Source organism: Rhodococcus sp. KBW08 (genome assembly GCF_003852455.1).
Lineage (GTDB): Bacteria > Actinomycetota > Actinomycetes > Mycobacteriales > Mycobacteriaceae > Rhodococcus_F > Rhodococcus_F baikonurensis.
This window is the reverse complement of record NZ_QAJJ01000030.1, coordinates 20213-35312: the sequence shown is the minus strand read 5'-3', so window position 1 is coordinate 35312 and position 15100 is coordinate 20213. Positions and strand designations below refer to the sequence as shown.

14 protein-coding genes are annotated in these 15100 nt (G+C 63.2%); 8 read left to right on the top strand and 6 right to left on the bottom strand.

Annotated features, from left to right (window positions below):
• Positions 1 to 123 precede the first annotated feature (123 nt).
• Positions 124 to 1056 carry a DoxX family protein gene (locus tag DBV08_RS30085; RefSeq protein WP_095973333.1) on the bottom strand — a complete coding sequence of 311 codons (933 nt, stop codon included), beginning with the start codon at positions 1054 to 1056 and terminating at the stop codon, positions 124 to 126.
• 298 nt (positions 1057 to 1354) lie between these two features.
• The gene (locus DBV08_RS30080) at positions 1355 to 2041 is read right to left on the bottom strand and encodes an MBL fold metallo-hydrolase (RefSeq protein WP_124569803.1); all 687 of its coding nucleotides are present in this window, start codon (positions 2039 to 2041) and stop codon (positions 1355 to 1357) included.
• Positions 2042 to 2215: 174 nt separating this feature from the next.
• On the opposite strand from DBV08_RS30080, the gene uvrA reads away from it, so the two are divergent.
• Positions 2216 to 5176 (top strand): excinuclease ABC subunit UvrA, encoded by a 2961-nt coding sequence (gene uvrA / locus DBV08_RS30075; RefSeq protein ID WP_185564985.1) that lies wholly within the window; start codon positions 2216 to 2218, stop codon positions 5174 to 5176.
• Positions 5177 to 5247: 71 nt separating this feature from the next.
• On the opposite strand, the gene DBV08_RS30070 is transcribed toward uvrA, so the two are convergent.
• Positions 5248 to 5955: an alpha/beta fold hydrolase gene (locus DBV08_RS30070; protein WP_124569801.1), complete on the bottom strand. Its 708-nt coding sequence runs from the start codon at positions 5953 to 5955 to the stop codon at positions 5248 to 5250.
• A gap of 80 nt (positions 5956 to 6035) precedes the next feature.
• On the opposite strand from DBV08_RS30070, the gene DBV08_RS30065 reads away from it, so the two are divergent.
• The gene (locus DBV08_RS30065) at positions 6036 to 6746 is read left to right on the top strand and encodes a YafY family protein (RefSeq protein WP_124569800.1); all 711 of its coding nucleotides are present in this window, start codon (positions 6036 to 6038) and stop codon (positions 6744 to 6746) included.
• Between the two features lie 5 nt (positions 6747 to 6751).
• Here the strand turns inward: DBV08_RS30065 and DBV08_RS30060 are convergent, their stop codons facing one another.
• Both DBV08_RS30060 and DBV08_RS30055 read right to left on the bottom strand, forming a co-directional pair.
• Positions 6752 to 7168 carry a DUF1801 domain-containing protein gene (locus tag DBV08_RS30060; protein ID WP_124569799.1) on the bottom strand — a complete coding sequence of 139 codons (417 nt, stop codon included), beginning with the start codon at positions 7166 to 7168 and terminating at the stop codon, positions 6752 to 6754.
• A 1-nt stretch (position 7169) separates the two neighbouring features.
• Positions 7170 to 7538, bottom strand: coding sequence for a DUF1844 domain-containing protein (locus tag DBV08_RS30055; RefSeq protein ID WP_124569798.1), 369 nt, complete (start codon positions 7536 to 7538; stop codon positions 7170 to 7172).
• Between the two features lie 368 nt (positions 7539 to 7906).
• Between DBV08_RS30055 and infC the strand changes: the two genes are divergently transcribed.
• From infC to pheT, 6 genes are all read left to right on the top strand, one after another.
• Positions 7907 to 8599, top strand: a complete 693-nt coding sequence (gene infC, locus DBV08_RS30050; RefSeq protein ID WP_003944008.1) for a translation initiation factor IF-3 — start codon at positions 7907 to 7909, stop codon at positions 8597 to 8599.
• Between the two features lie 43 nt (positions 8600 to 8642).
• Positions 8643 to 8837: a 50S ribosomal protein L35 gene (rpmI, locus tag DBV08_RS30045; protein ID WP_003944043.1), complete on the top strand. Its 195-nt coding sequence runs from the start codon at positions 8643 to 8645 to the stop codon at positions 8835 to 8837.
• Between the two features lie 63 nt (positions 8838 to 8900).
• On the top strand, positions 8901 to 9290 hold the full coding sequence (gene rplT, locus DBV08_RS30040) for a 50S ribosomal protein L20 (protein ID WP_003944011.1): 390 nt from the start codon (positions 8901 to 8903) through the stop codon (positions 9288 to 9290).
• A gap of 23 nt (positions 9291 to 9313) precedes the next feature.
• On the top strand, positions 9314 to 10144 hold the full coding sequence (locus tag DBV08_RS30035; protein WP_124569797.1) for an RNA methyltransferase: 831 nt from the start codon (positions 9314 to 9316) through the stop codon (positions 10142 to 10144).
• 173 nt (positions 10145 to 10317) lie between these two features.
• On the top strand, positions 10318 to 11388 hold the full coding sequence (gene pheS, locus DBV08_RS30030) for a phenylalanine--tRNA ligase subunit alpha (RefSeq protein ID WP_003944109.1): 1071 nt from the start codon (positions 10318 to 10320) through the stop codon (positions 11386 to 11388).
• Positions 11389 to 11448: 60 nt separating this feature from the next.
• Positions 11449 to 13935, top strand: coding sequence for a phenylalanine--tRNA ligase subunit beta (gene pheT, locus DBV08_RS30025; protein ID WP_124569796.1), 2487 nt, complete (start codon positions 11449 to 11451; stop codon positions 13933 to 13935).
• Positions 13936 to 13991: 56 nt separating this feature from the next.
• On the opposite strand, the gene DBV08_RS30020 is transcribed toward pheT, so the two are convergent.
• Entirely contained in the window at positions 13992 to 15056 is a 1065-nt protein-coding gene (locus DBV08_RS30020) for an Lrp/AsnC family transcriptional regulator (RefSeq protein ID WP_124569795.1), read from the bottom strand.
• Between the last annotated feature and the right edge of the window lie 44 nt (positions 15057 to 15100).

The following is a 15100-nucleotide window of genomic DNA, read 5'->3' as shown; positions in this document are numbered from 1 at the left end:
TAGGCTTGATGAGAAATTCACGCGCTGCAAAAGCGCCAAGACAGTCTAGTTCCCCCAGATGAACTGCCGCATAGATACAGGTCAGGCCACCCGAAGGTGGCCTGACCGTGTTTTTCGAAGCACTCAGTGCGTCAATTCGTCCTTCTTGGCGCGAGCTTTTTCGAGCGCCTTCTCGGCGCGCTTTCGGGCACGCTTACCCAGCACCTCGGTCTGTTCCGACGCGGTTTCGGCCCACTCGTTGCTCTTTTCGAGCGCGAGTTCGGCGAACTCGGAGCTGCGCTTGCTCGCCAGCTCTGCCAGTTCGGCGCTGCGCTCGCGAGCGGTCTCGGCCAGTTCGGAGCCGCGCTTCTGCGCGACTTCGAGGATGTCCGGGCCGCGTTCCTTGGCGACCTCTCCGAATTCCGCGGCACGCTTGCTCGCGATCTCTGCGAACTCGGAGCTGCGCTCCTTGGCGAGTTCGAGCCAATCCGTGCCGTGCGACTTGGCCGTTTCGGCAAGTTCGGAACCGCGTTCGGACGCCACCGACAAAGCATGCTCGACGCGATCGCTGGTGTGATCGGTCTGCGATGCGACCAACGGAAGTGCCGCGGCGATAGACGCCTGGGCCTTCTTCGCGGCGCGGCGGCCACGCCAGCCGAGCGACGGCTTGCCCTCGGTGTCGACGGAGGCGATCATCAGTCCGCCGAGCAAGCTGACGTTCTTGATGAAGTTGGTGCGCTGCATCGCGCGCAGCGACGGATCGGTCTCGTTCCAGAAGTCGTGACCGGCAAGCGTGGTCGGTACCAGACTTCCCGCGAGCACCAACGACGCGAGCCGCGGCGCCTTGCCGGTGGCCAGCAAGGCACCGCCGCCGATCTGGACAGCGGCGTTGATCTTGACGAGTGTTTCCGGATCAGCAGGCACCTTCTGCGTCACTGCTCCTGGCAGCGTCTCGACGGATTTGTCGATCAGCGGTGACGCTTTGGCTGCTCGCTGAGCAGGGTTGCGCAAAGCATCGATTCCCCCGGCGATGAAGATCGTGGAAAGCAGTGGACGAGCAATTCGACGTACCAGCATGTTTCAAGCCTCCCGATGTAGGTTCGCTTTCCACCCTAGCGATCTCACAAGGAATTGGTCCGTTTCATCGAAGCCGCGGCGCCTCTCGCGGTTGACCGATCAATGACTGCCAACGCCCGCTGTACTGGGTCGATGACTTCGCCACGGATCCCGACACACCGTACTGAAGTATCCGTTACCGCGTATCCGCATACGGCGTGTTCGTGGTTTGCCACAAGGAGCTGGCGGGTGACGCGCCCCGGCCCGCGCCGAACGGCCACGGAACCTTCGGGCATCCGTGGGAGCGCACGTTGGAACGTCACCAACCGCGTTCGCGCCACTCCGCCAAGTGCGGGCGCTCGGCGCCGAGTGTCGTGTCCTTGCCATGGCCCGGGTAGACGACGGTGGCGTCGTCGTACCGTCCGAACAGCTTGTTTTCCACGTCGTCGAGCAGGGAAGTGAACTTCTCGGGGTCGGCGGTCTTGCCGACACCTCCGGGGAAGAGTGAGTCACCGGTGAAGAGGTGAACCTGGCCGCTCGGTTCGGTGAGAGCCAGTGCAATGGATCCGGGAGTGTGTCCGGACAGGTGAATGACGTCGAGGCTCAGGTTGCCAACGGTCACCTTGTCGCCGTCTTCGAGGAGAATGTCCGGGGTGACGGGCAGGACCTCGGCGTCGAGGGGGTGCGCGGCGGTGGGCACCTTCGTGGCGGCGTGGACGTCCTGCAAGGCCAACCAGTGATCGCCGTGCTGGTGGGTGGTGACGATGGAGTCGAAAACAGGTGCTTCCTGTTCGATGAGCGCAATGATCTTCTCGGCCTCGTTGGCCGCATCGATCAGGAGAGATTTCCCGGTCGTGGAACAGACGACGAGGTACGTGTTGTTGTCCATGGGGCCGACCGACATCTTCGTGATGACGGCACCGTCGACTGTGCGCCGCTGAGGGGCAGAATTGGGGGAGACCTGTCCGGTGTAGGAGTCGTCGATCACGATGGGCTGATTCGTCATGAATCGCAGGCTACCTTCGAATAGGGGCAGGTAGAGCGATGGGCTCGCTCGGTGAGACAAACGTGTCGGTGGCTCGGCCTACGATGACGATCGCTCGAGGACTCGCGGTTGCGAGGCCACTCGAGCCTTCTCCGGGGTGACGGCCCCAGATGATTGACAATGAAGGGAATTGGTGTGGCGGATCGCCTGATCGTGCGGGGTGCGCGTGAGCACAATCTGCGAGGAGTCGATCTCGACCTCCCGCGAGACAGCCTGATCGTCTTCACCGGGTTGTCCGGCTCCGGCAAGTCCAGCCTCGCGTTCGACACGATCTTCGCCGAAGGGCAGCGCCGTTACGTCGAGTCACTCTCGGCGTACGCGCGTCAGTTCCTCGGTCAGATGGACAAGCCGGATGTCGATTTCATCGAGGGATTGTCGCCGGCGGTGTCCATCGACCAGAAGTCGACCAACCGCAACCCCCGTTCGACGGTGGGCACCATCACCGAGGTGTACGACTACCTCCGACTCCTCTACGCCCGCGCAGGTTCAGCACACTGCCCGGTGTGTGGTGAGAAGATCGCACGTCAGACGCCGCAGCAGATCGTCGACCAGGTGCTCGAGATGGAAGAGGGCATCAAGTTCCAGGTCCTCGCACCGGTGGTCCGTACTCGTAAGGGCGAGTTCGTCGATCTCTTCGATCAGCTCAACACCCAGGGCTACTCGCGCGTGCGCGTCGACGGCGTCGTCCATTCGCTGGCCGATCCGCCGAAGCTCAAGAAGCAGGAAAAGCACGACATCGAAGTAGTGGTCGACCGATTGCAGGTCAAGGCGAGCTCGAAGCAGCGCCTGACCGACTCGGTCGAGACCGCACTACGATTGGCCGAAGGCATCGTGGTCCTCGACTTCGTCGACCGTGAAGAAAATGCACCTGATCGTGAGCGTCGTTTCTCCGAGAAGCTGGCCTGCCCGAATGGCCACGCACTCGCGATCGACGATCTCGAACCGCGCTCGTTCTCCTTCAACTCGCCCTACGGCGCCTGCCCGGAATGCACCGGCCTCGGTATTCGCAAGGAGGTCGACCCGGATCTGGTGGTCCCGGACCCTGATCTGAGCCTCGAAGACGGAGCAATCGCACCGTGGTCGATGGGCCAGAGTTCCGAGTACTTCGGACGCCTGCTGTCCGGCCTCGGCGACATCCTCGGTTTCGACATGAAGACGCCGTGGAACAAGTTGCCGGCGAAGGCCCGCAAAGCGATCCTCGAAGGCAGTGAGGAGCAGGTGCACGTCCGGTACAAGAATCGGTACGGCCGTACCCGTTCTTACTACGCGGAGTTCGAAGGTGTGATGCCTTTCCTGCATCGCCGCCTCGAGCAGACCGAATCCGATCAGATGAAGGAACGCTACGACGGGTACATGCGCGACACTCCGTGCCCGGCGTGTGGTGGGGCGCGCCTGCGCCCGGAAATCTTGTCGGTAACAATCGCGGCGGGAGACTTCGGCAGTAAGTCCATCGCCGAGGTCTGCGAACTGTCGATCTCCGATTGCGCGGACTTCCTGAACAGCCTCACTCTCGGCTCACGCGAGGAGGCCATCGCTGGTCAGGTCCTCAAGGAAGTTCAGGCACGACTCGGTTTCCTGCTCGACGTCGGCCTGGAATACCTTTCCCTCTCGCGTGCCGCGGGCACGTTGTCCGGTGGCGAGGCCCAGCGAATCCGCTTGGCAACGCAGATCGGCTCCGGACTCGTCGGCGTGTTGTACGTACTCGACGAGCCGTCCATCGGCCTGCACCAGCGTGACAACCGGCGACTCATCGAAACCCTGACGCGCCTGCGTGACCTCGGCAACACGCTGATCGTCGTCGAGCATGACGAAGACACGATCCGGACATCGGACTGGGTGGTCGACATCGGACCGTACGCCGGCGAGCACGGCGGCAAGGTCGTCCACAGCGGACCGTACGAAGAACTGCTGACGTGCGAAGAATCCCTGACCGGCGCCTACCTGTCCGGTCGTAACTTCATCGAGGTCCCGGCCATTCGCCGCCCGGTGGACCGCAAACGCCAGGTCACGGTCGTCGGCGCTCGCGAGCACAATCTCGACGGCATCGACGTGAGTTTCCCGCTGGGTGTGCTCACTGCGGTCACCGGTGTCTCCGGTTCGGGCAAGTCGACGTTGGTCAACGACATTCTCGCGACCGTCATGGCAAACAAACTCAACGGTGCACGCCAGGTGCCCGGGCGTCACACACGAATCAACGGTCTCGATCAGCTGGACAAGCTCGTGCAGGTCGATCAGTCTCCGATCGGCCGGACTCCACGATCGAATGCGGCCACGTACACCGGTGTGTTCGACAAGATCCGCACCCTGTTCGCGGCCACCACCGAAGCGAAAGTCCGCGGTTACCAGCCCGGCCGATTCTCGTTCAACGTCAAGGGTGGACGCTGCGAGGCGTGCTCCGGCGACGGAACGCTGAAGATCGAGATGAACTTCCTGCCGGACGTGTATGTGCCCTGCGAGGTGTGCCACGGCGCTCGGTACAACCGCGAAACGCTCGAGGTTCACTACAAGGGCAAGTCGATCGCCGAGGTTCTCGACATGCCGATCGAGGAAGCTGCCGAGTTCTTCCAGCCGGTCACCTCTATTCACCGGTACCTCAAGACTCTGGTCGACGTCGGACTGGGCTACGTCCGACTGGGTCAGCCGGCTCCGACCCTGTCCGGTGGTGAGGCGCAGCGCGTCAAGCTGGCCGCCGAATTGCAGAAGCGGTCGACCGGTCGCACCGTGTACATCCTCGACGAGCCCACCACGGGTCTGCATTTCGAGGACATCCGCAAGCTCCTGATCGTGATCAACGGTCTGGTCGACAAAGGCAACAGCGTGATCGTGATCGAGCACAACCTCGACGTGATCAAGACATCGGACTGGGTCGTCGACATGGGACCCGAAGGTGGATCCGGCGGCGGAACCGTTGTGGCGCAAGGTACTCCGGAAGACGTTGCCGCGATCCCCGAGAGCTACACGGGCAAGTTCCTCAGTGAGGTCCTCACTGCGCAGCACGCTCCGGCCAAGGCGAAGCCGATTACCAAGAAACGTGCGACGAAGGCAGTTGCAGCGAAAAAGGCGGCACCACGGAAGAAAGCCGCTTCTGTGCGCTAGTAGTGCGTGAGCACGTGGAAGTCGGGCAGTGATGCCGGGTCGGAATCGACCCGGCATCACTGCTCTCTCGGTCAGGAAGCGGTGGCCTCGAGGATCACCTGGGCGAGCTCTTCGGGGCGCGACCACATCGGCCAATGGCCGGTCGGGAGGTCGACATACGTCACGGGGAGTTTCGCCAATTCGGCGGCCATCGGATGACCCCCGTCGGCCATCTCGGCGATCACTGCGGAGGGGAACGTGCTGCAAACTACGGTCGACGGCACCTGGTAGCGCTTTTCGTTCGTCAGGACGATCGGCTCACGCGCGGGCCCGGCCGGTTCGGGGACCGCATTGGCGCGGAACGCCGCGAGAGCTTTCTCGTCGAGTCCCTCGAGGCTGCTGCCGTCTGCTTCGAGTTCCGCCCACGTCGGGAGCGGTATCTCGACGACATCAGCAGCCAGATCCGGTCGCAGCGCCGCGCCGTCGGGCATGGGGCCCGAGTCGGCGTAGACGATCCGAGCGACGCGATCCGGGATGCGATCGGTGACCGCGTATCCCACCGGGCCGGCGCCGCTGTGTACGACCAAGACCGTGCGCTCGTCGGAGGCCGATACGGCGTCGACGACTGCACGGACGTGGGCGTCGAAGGTGACCGCTGATCGATCTGTGTCTACGGCGTCGAGCCCGGGCAGTGTCAGGCTGGTCACGCGGGTATCGGGACGCTCGAGGTGGGGGAGAACTGCATCCCAAGCCCATGAACCGAGCCAGAATCCGGGAACAAGAACGATGTGAGTTTTCATGTGTTCACAGTGCAGTCGGGTTGGTGACAACAGAGTGTCACTGTTTATGTCACCGTTTGGTATCGGAATCTGAGACACTCTTGAGTGTGAATCGAGCTGCGAGATTGCATGCTCTCGTCGAGGAACTTCGGCGACAGGGCGATCGAGGGACTACGTGCTCCCGATTGTCCGAGGAATTCGGTGTCACCACCCGGACGATCAAGAGGGATATCGAGACGCTGATGATGGCGGGTGCGGCGATCGAGGCGCGCTCAGGTCCCGGGGGTGGATACCGACTCGTAGGTCGTGCCACTCTACCGCCGGTGAATTTCACTGTTCCGCAAGCGGTTTCGATCGCGTTGGCGTTGACGGCAGCCGGCGACGCTCCGTTTGCGCCGGATGGACGAGCAGCTCTGGCGAAACTACTCGACGTGATGGACGAGGAGAGTCGTCGCAAGGTCGCCGAACTCGGTGGTCGCGTGTGGATTCGCGGCGACGGCGGGGCTCTGACGGATTCGCGCAGGAACCGGCAGGCGGTAGAGCAGGGTCTCGAACAGAGTCGCGTCGTGTCGTTGCACTACGTCGATGGGGAAGGTTCGGAGACGGTGCGGGCAGTTGAGCCGCACATTCTGGCGCAGGACCGTGGGCAGTGGTTTCTCATCGGCTGGTGTCGCCAGCGCGACGCCGTGCGTTGGTTTCGACTCGATCGGATGCGCCGGGCCACGCTGACGAACGACCACTTCACACCACGGGATTCGACCGTCTTCGGACAACCGCCCGAAGACGCTCGGCCTGTTGCGCATGGAAGGTGAGTGGTTCAGTCGATCATGTTGCGGGCTGCGGCAACCGAATCCGTGATCAGTTCGGTCAGAGCCGCCTTGTCGACGTCGCTCAGCCGTTTGACGTAGAGGCAACCTTTGCCGACCTTGTGCTTGCCGAGGCGCGCGAGTGTGTCGGTGTAGTCGTCGAAGTTCAGCGACAGGTACAACGTGAGTGCGGTGGCCCTGGGGGAGAACCCGATCAGCGGGGTGTCACCCTCGTGGCCACTCGCATACCGGTAGTGCCGTGCCCCGAATCCGATGATGCTCGAACCCCACATGACAGCAGGCTCGCCGGTCGCGGCCGACAACAAAGAGATCAACTCGACGCTGTCGGCACGCTTGCGGTCGTCGACGCGTGAAATGAATGCGTCGACGTCCTCGGGCGTCGGTTGTGTCTTGTTGGCGGTTGCCAACTCAGTAGACCGGACCGGTGAACTTCTCGCCCGGTCCCTTTCCTGGCTCGTCCGGGTGCGAGGAGGCCTCACGGAATGCGCGCTGCAAGGCTTGGAGGCCTTCGCGGATGGGTCCGGCGTGGGGGCCGAGGTATTCGACCGACGCAGTCACCAGTCCGGCAAGCGCGGTGATGACTCGACGAGCTTCGTCGAGGTCCAGGTAAGGGCTGGAAGACGGGTCGGCGTCGGAGAGGCCGAGTTTTTCGGCAGCCGAACTCATCAGCATCACTGCGGCGCGGCTGATGACCTCGACCGCGGGAACTTCGGAGAGTTCGCGGACGTCGGGATTCGCGCCGTCGGTGGTCTGATCTGCCTCGAAGTTCTCACTCATGGATGTAAGGATTCCATCAGGCCGTGACGGTGTTGAATCGGGCCTCTCCCGGCAACGGGGGAGCGGCGCCGATTTCATTCATCTCCGGCGACCTGTTAGTCTTGTTGCAACGACCGCCTCCGACTTGTTCGGGGGCAGCAAGTGGAGTCCGACTCCCACCTCTGCGCGGCAGGTAAAACTGCAGTTCAGTGGTTCCGGTCACCTGATTACGAAGATCCTTCTTCGTCAGGTTCCTCGCTCAGTCGAGGAGATAGGTTTCGGCGTGAGCTGGATCTTATGTGATCGGTCGACATCGGGCCCCGCGGATGAGCAATCATCACAGCGGGGCTTTTTTGTTGGGGTGCGGGCGGTACGGGCTGCGTGCGGTCATGAAGACCGCACCGTTCAACCTAGGAGGCCCCATCAGCACTGAGACCCGCATCAACGATCGTATCCGCGTTCCCGAGGTTCGTTTGGTCGGACCTGGCGGCGAACAGGTAGGCATCGTGCGTGTTGAAGATGCACTCCGCTTGGCCCTTGAGGCCGACCTCGACCTGGTCGAGGTAGCTCCTGATGCCCGTCCACCGGTCTGCAAGATCATGGACTACGGCAAGTTCAAGTACGAGGCTGCACAGAAGGCACGTGAGTCACGTAAGAACCAGCAGCTGACGGTCATCAAGGAGCAGAAGCTCCGACCCAAGATCGACGACCACGACTACGAGACCAAGAAGCGCAACGTCGTTCGTTTCCTCGAAGCCGGTTCCAAGGTCAAGGTCACGATCATGTTCCGCGGACGTGAGCAGTCACGCCCCGAACTCGGCTACCGCCTTCTGCAGCGTCTGGGAGCAGACGTCGCAGATCTCGGATTCGTCGAAACCTCGGCAAAGCAGGACGGCCGAAACATGACGATGGTCCTGGCACCGCACAAGGGCGCCAAGACTCGCGTCAAGGCGCAGGAGAGCGCTCAGGCGCCAGTGGCTCAGGCTGCTCCGCGTCCGGCTCCGGCCGCACCGGCTTCCAGTGAAGCAGCTCCGGAAGCACCGGCGACCGGCGATGCCGCTCCCGAGGCTCCGGCCAGCTAGTCGATTTCCCAAGATCCACCACGTAACAAGAACTGAGGACTCCATGCCCAAGATGAAGAGCCACAGCGGCGCCTCGAAGCGATTCAAGGTGTCCGGCAGCGGAAAGCTCATGCGCCAGAAGGCCGGCCGTCGCCACCTTCTCGAGCACAAGTCCAGCAGGGTTACCCGTCGTCTCGACGGTGTCGCTGTTGTCAGCCCTGACGACGCTCCGCGCATCAAGCGCATGCTCGGCATCTGAGTCGCCCCCTTACTGACCACCCGGGGTCGTACTTTCAGCCCCTAGATTGACAGGATTTTTCAAGTGGCACGCGTAAAGAGGGCGGTCAACGCCCAGAAGAAGCGTCGTTCAATTCTTGCTGCATCCAGCGGCTACCGTGGACAGCGTTCGCGTCTGTACACCAAGGCCAAGGAGCAGCAGCTCCACTCGCTCACCTACGCGTACCGCGACCGTCGTGCGCGCAAGGGCGAGTTCCGCAAGCTGTGGATCACGCGTATCAACGCTGCAGCTCGCGCAAACGACATCACGTACAACCGCCTCATCCAGGGCCTGCGTCTGGCAGAGGTCGACGTCGACCGCAAGATCCTGGCTGAGCTCGCTGTCTCCGATGCCGAGGCCTTTGCCGGCCTGGTCGCACTCGCGAAGGCCGCTCTGCCGGCCGACGTGAACGCTCCTGCCGGAGAAGCAGCCTGATTCACGCATCACAGCAACGGCCCGTGGACCCGCTCACCGAGCGGACTCCGCGGGTCGTTTCTGCTGTCAAGCTCCTGCGCACAGCAGAACGACGCAAAGCAGGACGTTTCCTCGTCGAGGGCGAGAACTCGGTCACCGAACTGTTGAACGGTGCACTCTCGAACGGCGAGACCCGCCCGGTACACGATCTCTTCTACACAGAGGACGCGGCCGAGCGCTATCAGCACGTCATCGATCGGGCGCTGACCGCTGGAGTTCGTGTTGCTCTTGTCACCGATCGAGCAATCAAAGCTCTGAGCGATACCGTCACGCCGCCCGGCCTCGTTGCCGTCAGCGATCTGCTGGATGTACCGCTGAGCGCAGCCGTCCACCAGGACACCCGCCTGCTCGCAGTGCCGGTCGAGGTCAACGAACCAGGCAATGCCGGCACCGTCATTCGCATCGCCGATGCAGTGGGCGCCGATGCGGCAATCCTCGCTGGTGACAGCGTCGATCCACACAACGGCAAGGTCGTTCGTTCGTCGGCGGGCAGCCTCTTTCACCTCCCGGTCGTCCGCGATCGAGACACGGTGTCGGTGATCGAGCAGATTCGCGCCGCCGGCATTCAAATCCTCGCGACCGCAGCTGACGGCGAAGTCGACCTCGACGAGGCCGACGAGTTGCTGAGCAAGCCGACGGCCTGGCTGTTCGGTAACGAAGCTCACGGTCTCGATCCGGCGATCGCCGCCCAGGCCGATCATCGGGTGCGGATTCCGATCCATGGCCGCGCCGAAAGCCTGAACCTCGCGACAGCGGCGGCGATTTGCCTGTACGCAAGCGCACGAGTGCAAAATCGCGCCACCGATCACTGCTGAAAACGCACGCGAAGACCTCACGGAATCCCATTTGCGGAAGCCTGAGACAATACAAGAGCAGAGACAAAGCTCGAGTGAGCTCGAATGCTCGCTCGCAGTACAAGAAGTAACTCGCAGTACAAGAAGTAAGCAGTACGAGAAGTAAACCGAGAAGCGACAGGAGCGTCACAGCCGTGGCCAAAAATGAGGGCGCGACACCGCCGGAGGTCGACGCGAGTGTACTCACCGAAGAGGCGTTGACCGCTGCGGCTGAGAACGCCGAGAAGGCGCTCGCGGACGCCGCTGACCTGGACGCGCTGGCGCACGTCAAGGTGGAGCACCTGGGGGACAAGTCCCCGATCGCCCTCGCTCGCCGGGGACTCGGCAGCCTTCCGGGCAAGGAAAAGGCGGACGCCGGCAAGCGCGTCAACATCTTCCGCACTCGGATCAACAACGCGTACGACGCTCGTCGTGAGGTCCTCCTCGCCGAGCGTGACGCTGCGGTGTTGGTTGCCGAGGCAATCGACGTCACTCTGCCTTCCGATCGCCACCCCGTCGGGGCGCGTCATCCGATCAGCCTGATTTCCGAGCAGGTCGCCGACGTATTCGTCGCCATGGGTTGGGAAGTTGCCGAGGGGCCGGAGGTGGAGACCGAGCACTTCAACTTCGACGCGCTCAACTTCTTGCCGGACCACCCTGCACGCACGATGCAGGACACCTTCCACCTGGCACCCGAGAACTCCCGCCAGGTGCTGCGTACCCACACCTCGCCGGTGCAGGTCCGCACCATGCTCTCGCGTGAGGTGCCGATCTACGTGGTGTGCCCCGGCCGCACGTTCCGCACCGATGAACTCGATGCGACGCACACTCCTGTCTTCTCGCAGGTCGAAGGCCTGGCCGTCGACAAGGGTCTGACGATGGCCAACTTGCGCGGAACTCTCGATGCGTTCGCTCGTGCCCTTTTCGGCCCCGAGACGCGTACCCGTATGCGCCCCAACTACTTCCCGTTCACGGAACCGTCGGCCGAGGTCGACGTCTGGTTCGCGAACAAGAAGGGCGGCGCAGGCTGGGTCGAGTGGGGCGGCTGCGGCATGGTCAACCCGAACGTTCTGCGCGCCAGCGGTATCGATCCCGACGAGTACTCGGGTTTCGCATTCGGCATGGGCCTCGAGCGGACCCTGCAGTTCCGCAACGGCATCCCGGACATGCGTGACATCGTCGAAGGTGACGTGCGTTTCACGCTGCCCTTCGGTGTCGCAGGCTGACCGATCCGGTCCGCGGAACCTTCACAAAGACTTATCGACAAACGAGAGAGCTGAGCAGACGTGCGAGTAGCGCAATCCTGGCTGACCGAGATCCTGCAGCGGGCAACTCCGGACTGGGAGGTGACCCCGGAAGAGTTGGACGCCGGGTTCGTCCGGGTGGGACTCGAAGTCGAGGAACTCGACACACTCGAGGCGATCGACGGCCCGTTGGTCGTGGGCAAGGTCGTCTCCATCACCGAACTGACCGAGTTCAAGAAGCCGATCCGCTTCTGCCAGGTCGAGGTCGGCGAACCCGAGACTCGCGGCATCGTCTGTGGCGCCCGCAATTTCAACGAGGGTGACCTCGTCGTCGTTGCGCTGCCCGGCGCGGTGCTGCCTGGCGGATTCGAAATCGCCACTCGCAAGACGTACGGCCAGGTCTCCGACGGCATGATCTGCTCCGTCTCGGAACTCGGTATCGGCAAAGACCATTCGGGCATCTTGGTGCTCGAGCCCGGTACCGCCGAACCCGGCGCAGACGGCAACGAGTTGCTCGGTCTCGGTGACACGATCATCGAATTGAACATCACCCCGGACCGGGGCTACTGCTTCTCGGTCCGCGGCCTCACCCGCGAACTGGCCTGTGGTTTCGATCTCGAATACGCCGATCCCGCTTCGGTTCCCGCGCATCCGGCCGAGGGTGAAGCCTGGCCGGTGCGCCTCGAACCGGAGTCGAAGGCGTCGCGTTTCGTGATGCGGAAGATCACGGGTATCGATCCCGCGGCAGTGAGCCCGTGGTGGCTGCAGCGTCGACTGTTGCTCTCGGGTGTTCGCCCGATTTCGCCGGCCGTCGACGTCACCAACTACGTGATGCTCGAACTCGGTCAGCCTCTGCATGCGTTCGATGCGACCGCGGTGCAAGGCGAGCTGGTGGTCCGTCGGGCCAAGGCGGGGGAGAAGTTGACGACGCTCGACGACGTCGAACGCACGCTTGATCCCGAAGACGTTGTCATCGCCGACGATTCCGGAGTCATCTCGCTGGCTGCCGTCATGGGCGGCGCCACCACCGAGGTGGGAACGGCTACGACGGACATCCTGCTCGAAGGAGCTACCTGGGATCCGCTCGCAGTCTTCAAGACGGCGCGCCGACACAAGCTGCCGAGTGAGGCGAGCAAGCGCTTCGAGCGCATCGTCGATCCGGCGATTCCGCTCGCAGCGGTCGATCGCGCCGCAGCCCTGCTGGTCGAGATTGCCGGCGGACGGATCGAGCCGGTCCTGACCGACGTGGGCGAAGTCGCCCCTCGCGCTGCCATTCGTATGGATATCGACCTGCCCGACCGTGTCGCCGGAGTCACCTACCCGAACGGCACCGCTGCTCGCCGCCTCACCCAGGTCGGCTGCAACGTCGAGGTCGGCGTCAGCGAAGAGGGACACGGCCAGTTGGTCGCGACGCCGCCGTCGTGGCGTCCGGACCTGGTGCAGCCCGCGGACCTCGTCGAGGAAGTTCTTCGCCTCGAAGGTCTCGAGCAGATCCCGTCGGTGCTCCCCGCCGCTCCGGCCGGTCGCGGATTGACTCCGTCGCAGCGGCGCAAGCGCACGGTCTCGAAGGCTGTGGCTCACGCCGGGTACGTCGAGGTTCTTCCTCCGGTGTTCCTGCCCACCAACGTCTTCGACGTCTGGGGCTTGGACGCGGACGATCCGCGCCGCAACACCAGTAAGGTGCTCAACCCGCTCGAAGCCGATCGTCCGGAGTTGGCGACGACGCTGCTTCCGGGTCTGCTGGAAATCCTGGCTCGTAACGCTTCTCGCGGTCAGCGTGACCTGTCGCTGTACGGCATTGCGCAGGTTGTGTTGCCGGGACCCGAAACCAAGCCGGTTGATGCATTGCCGGTGGATCGCCGTCCGACGGACGAGCAGATCGCGAACCTGATTGCGTCGTTGCCGGCTCAGCCCGTTCACATCGCTGCAGTGTTGAGTGGTTTGCGTGAGCCGAGCGGCCCCTGGGGTCCTGGCCGTCCGGCCGAGGCTTCGGACACTTTTGCAGCAGTGCGGGTTATTGCAGCTGCAGCAGGCGTCGAGGTCGAACTGCGTGCGGCGCAGTACCTGCCGTGGCATCCCGGCCGCTGTGCCGAGGTTGTCGTCGACGGCAACGTAGTCGGTCATGCGGGTGAACTGCATCCGGCCGTTCTCGAGCGTGCCGGACTGCCCGCGCGCACCTGCGCACTGGAAATCGACCTCGACGCTTTGCCGTTGGTCGAGAACCTGCCCGCGCCGCGCATTTCGCCGTTCCCCGCGGTGCTCCAGGACGTTGCGGTTGTTGTCGATCGTGACATTCCCGCAGCGAAGGTGCAGGAAGCTTTGCGTTCCGGCGGCGGCGAACTTCTCGAAGACATTCGACTGTTCGACGTCTTCGAGGGCGAACAGGTCGGTGAAGGCCGCAAGTCCCTGGCGTTTGCCTTGCGATTCCGTGGTGTCGATCGCACGCTGACCGAGGACGAGGCAAGCGCGGCTCGCGACGCAGCGGTCGAGGCTGCCTCGAAGGCCGTCGGTGCGCAGATGCGTGGCTGATTTTTCAGTCGATCACATAGCCCACGACCACTGCTGGTGGTCGTGGGCTCTGTGGGTTATCGGTGTCCCGGCGAGTCGATGCGGCTCGGCAACCACACGTCCGGGGCGATCGTCGACGTCCTGCGTCCGTTCTGGTCGAGCACGTGACCGAGTAGCTTGCGTAGGTAGAGAACGATCGACCGTTCACCGACGTGCAGGCCTGGGAATTCTTGGCGCAGGCGAATTTCGAAGGCATCGAGTTCTGCAGGAGAATGCAGCCACAACTGAACCACCAGGTTGTCGGCGCCGACCACGGCGAAGCAGTTCCGAACTTCCGGAGCTCGACTCAGCACTCGGCCCGCTGTATCGAGCAGTTCGGGTTCGACGTGGCACCACAGGGTGGCGAGCACGGGAAGTCCGGCCAGTGGCCGCGCGAATTCACACCGCAGCGCCACCAACCCCGAAGAGGTGAGCCGGTCGATCTGGCGTTTGCACGCAGCCGGACTTATACCGATCGCGTCGGCCAGGTCCTTCATGGGAGTGCGCCCGTCGTAGGCGAGCATGGTCAGAACCTTGCGATCCTGTTCGGAAATTCCAGTCGGCCGAGCGCGTACGGCAGTACGGTTTTCGCTGGTGGTCAGCACACCCTTCTCGGACGGTGCCAGCGCATTGAGTCTCCATCGCCCACCTTCGGTGAACCAGCGTGTGATGATCGAGGTTCGTGTCGCCAGTACGCCGTCGATCGTTGCGACCTCTTCGGAGATGAAGCGCGACATCGACGCCAAGTCCGCAGTACCGGCCGTGACGAGCAGATCGGCTCTACCCGTTGACGCTTCGATGGTCACGGCGTGGGCCAACCCAGTCAGATGTGACGAGATGGCGTCGAGAAGTGCAGGGGAGCAATCGATTTCGATGATTGCTGTGACGATGCCGGCCAGCACCTGTGGCCCCGGAGTGACCGTTACCCAGGCCAACGACGATTCGGACAGTCGATTCCAACGCCGGGCGAGAGTCGCGGCGTCGAGTTCGAGTGGGCCGGCCAACGAAAGCCACGTGGATCGCGGTGCGAGCTGTAGCGCATTGATTATCCTCAGATCGATTTCATCTATCCCGCGATCGTTGTCGGCATCGAGTGCGCTCATAACGTCATTATCCGGCACATCGCTGCAAGATTCGAACTATCTGC

Bases quoted from the DNA above. Each gene is read 5' to 3' on its own strand.
- DBV08_RS30085 (WP_095973333.1), bottom strand. From the start codon at position 1,056: ATGCTGGTACGTCGAATTGCTCGTCCACTGCTTTCCACGATCTTCATC.
- DBV08_RS30080 (WP_124569803.1), bottom strand. From the start codon at position 2,041: ATGACGAATCAGCCCATCGTGATCGACGACTCCTACACCGGACAGGTC.
- DBV08_RS30070 (WP_124569801.1), bottom strand. From the start codon at position 5,955: ATGAAAACTCACATCGTTCTTGTTCCCGGATTCTGGCTCGGTTCATGG.
- DBV08_RS30055 (WP_124569798.1), bottom strand. From the start codon at position 7,538: ATGAGTGAGAACTTCGAGGCAGATCAGACCACCGACGGCGCGAATCCC.
- infC (WP_003944008.1), top strand. From the start codon at position 7,907: ATGAAGACCGCACCGTTCAACCTAGGAGGCCCCATCAGCACTGAGACC.
- rpmI (WP_003944043.1), top strand. From the start codon at position 8,643: ATGCCCAAGATGAAGAGCCACAGCGGCGCCTCGAAGCGATTCAAGGTG.
- DBV08_RS30020 (WP_124569795.1), bottom strand. From the start codon at position 15,056: ATGAGCGCACTCGATGCCGACAACGATCGCGGGATAGATGAAATCGAT.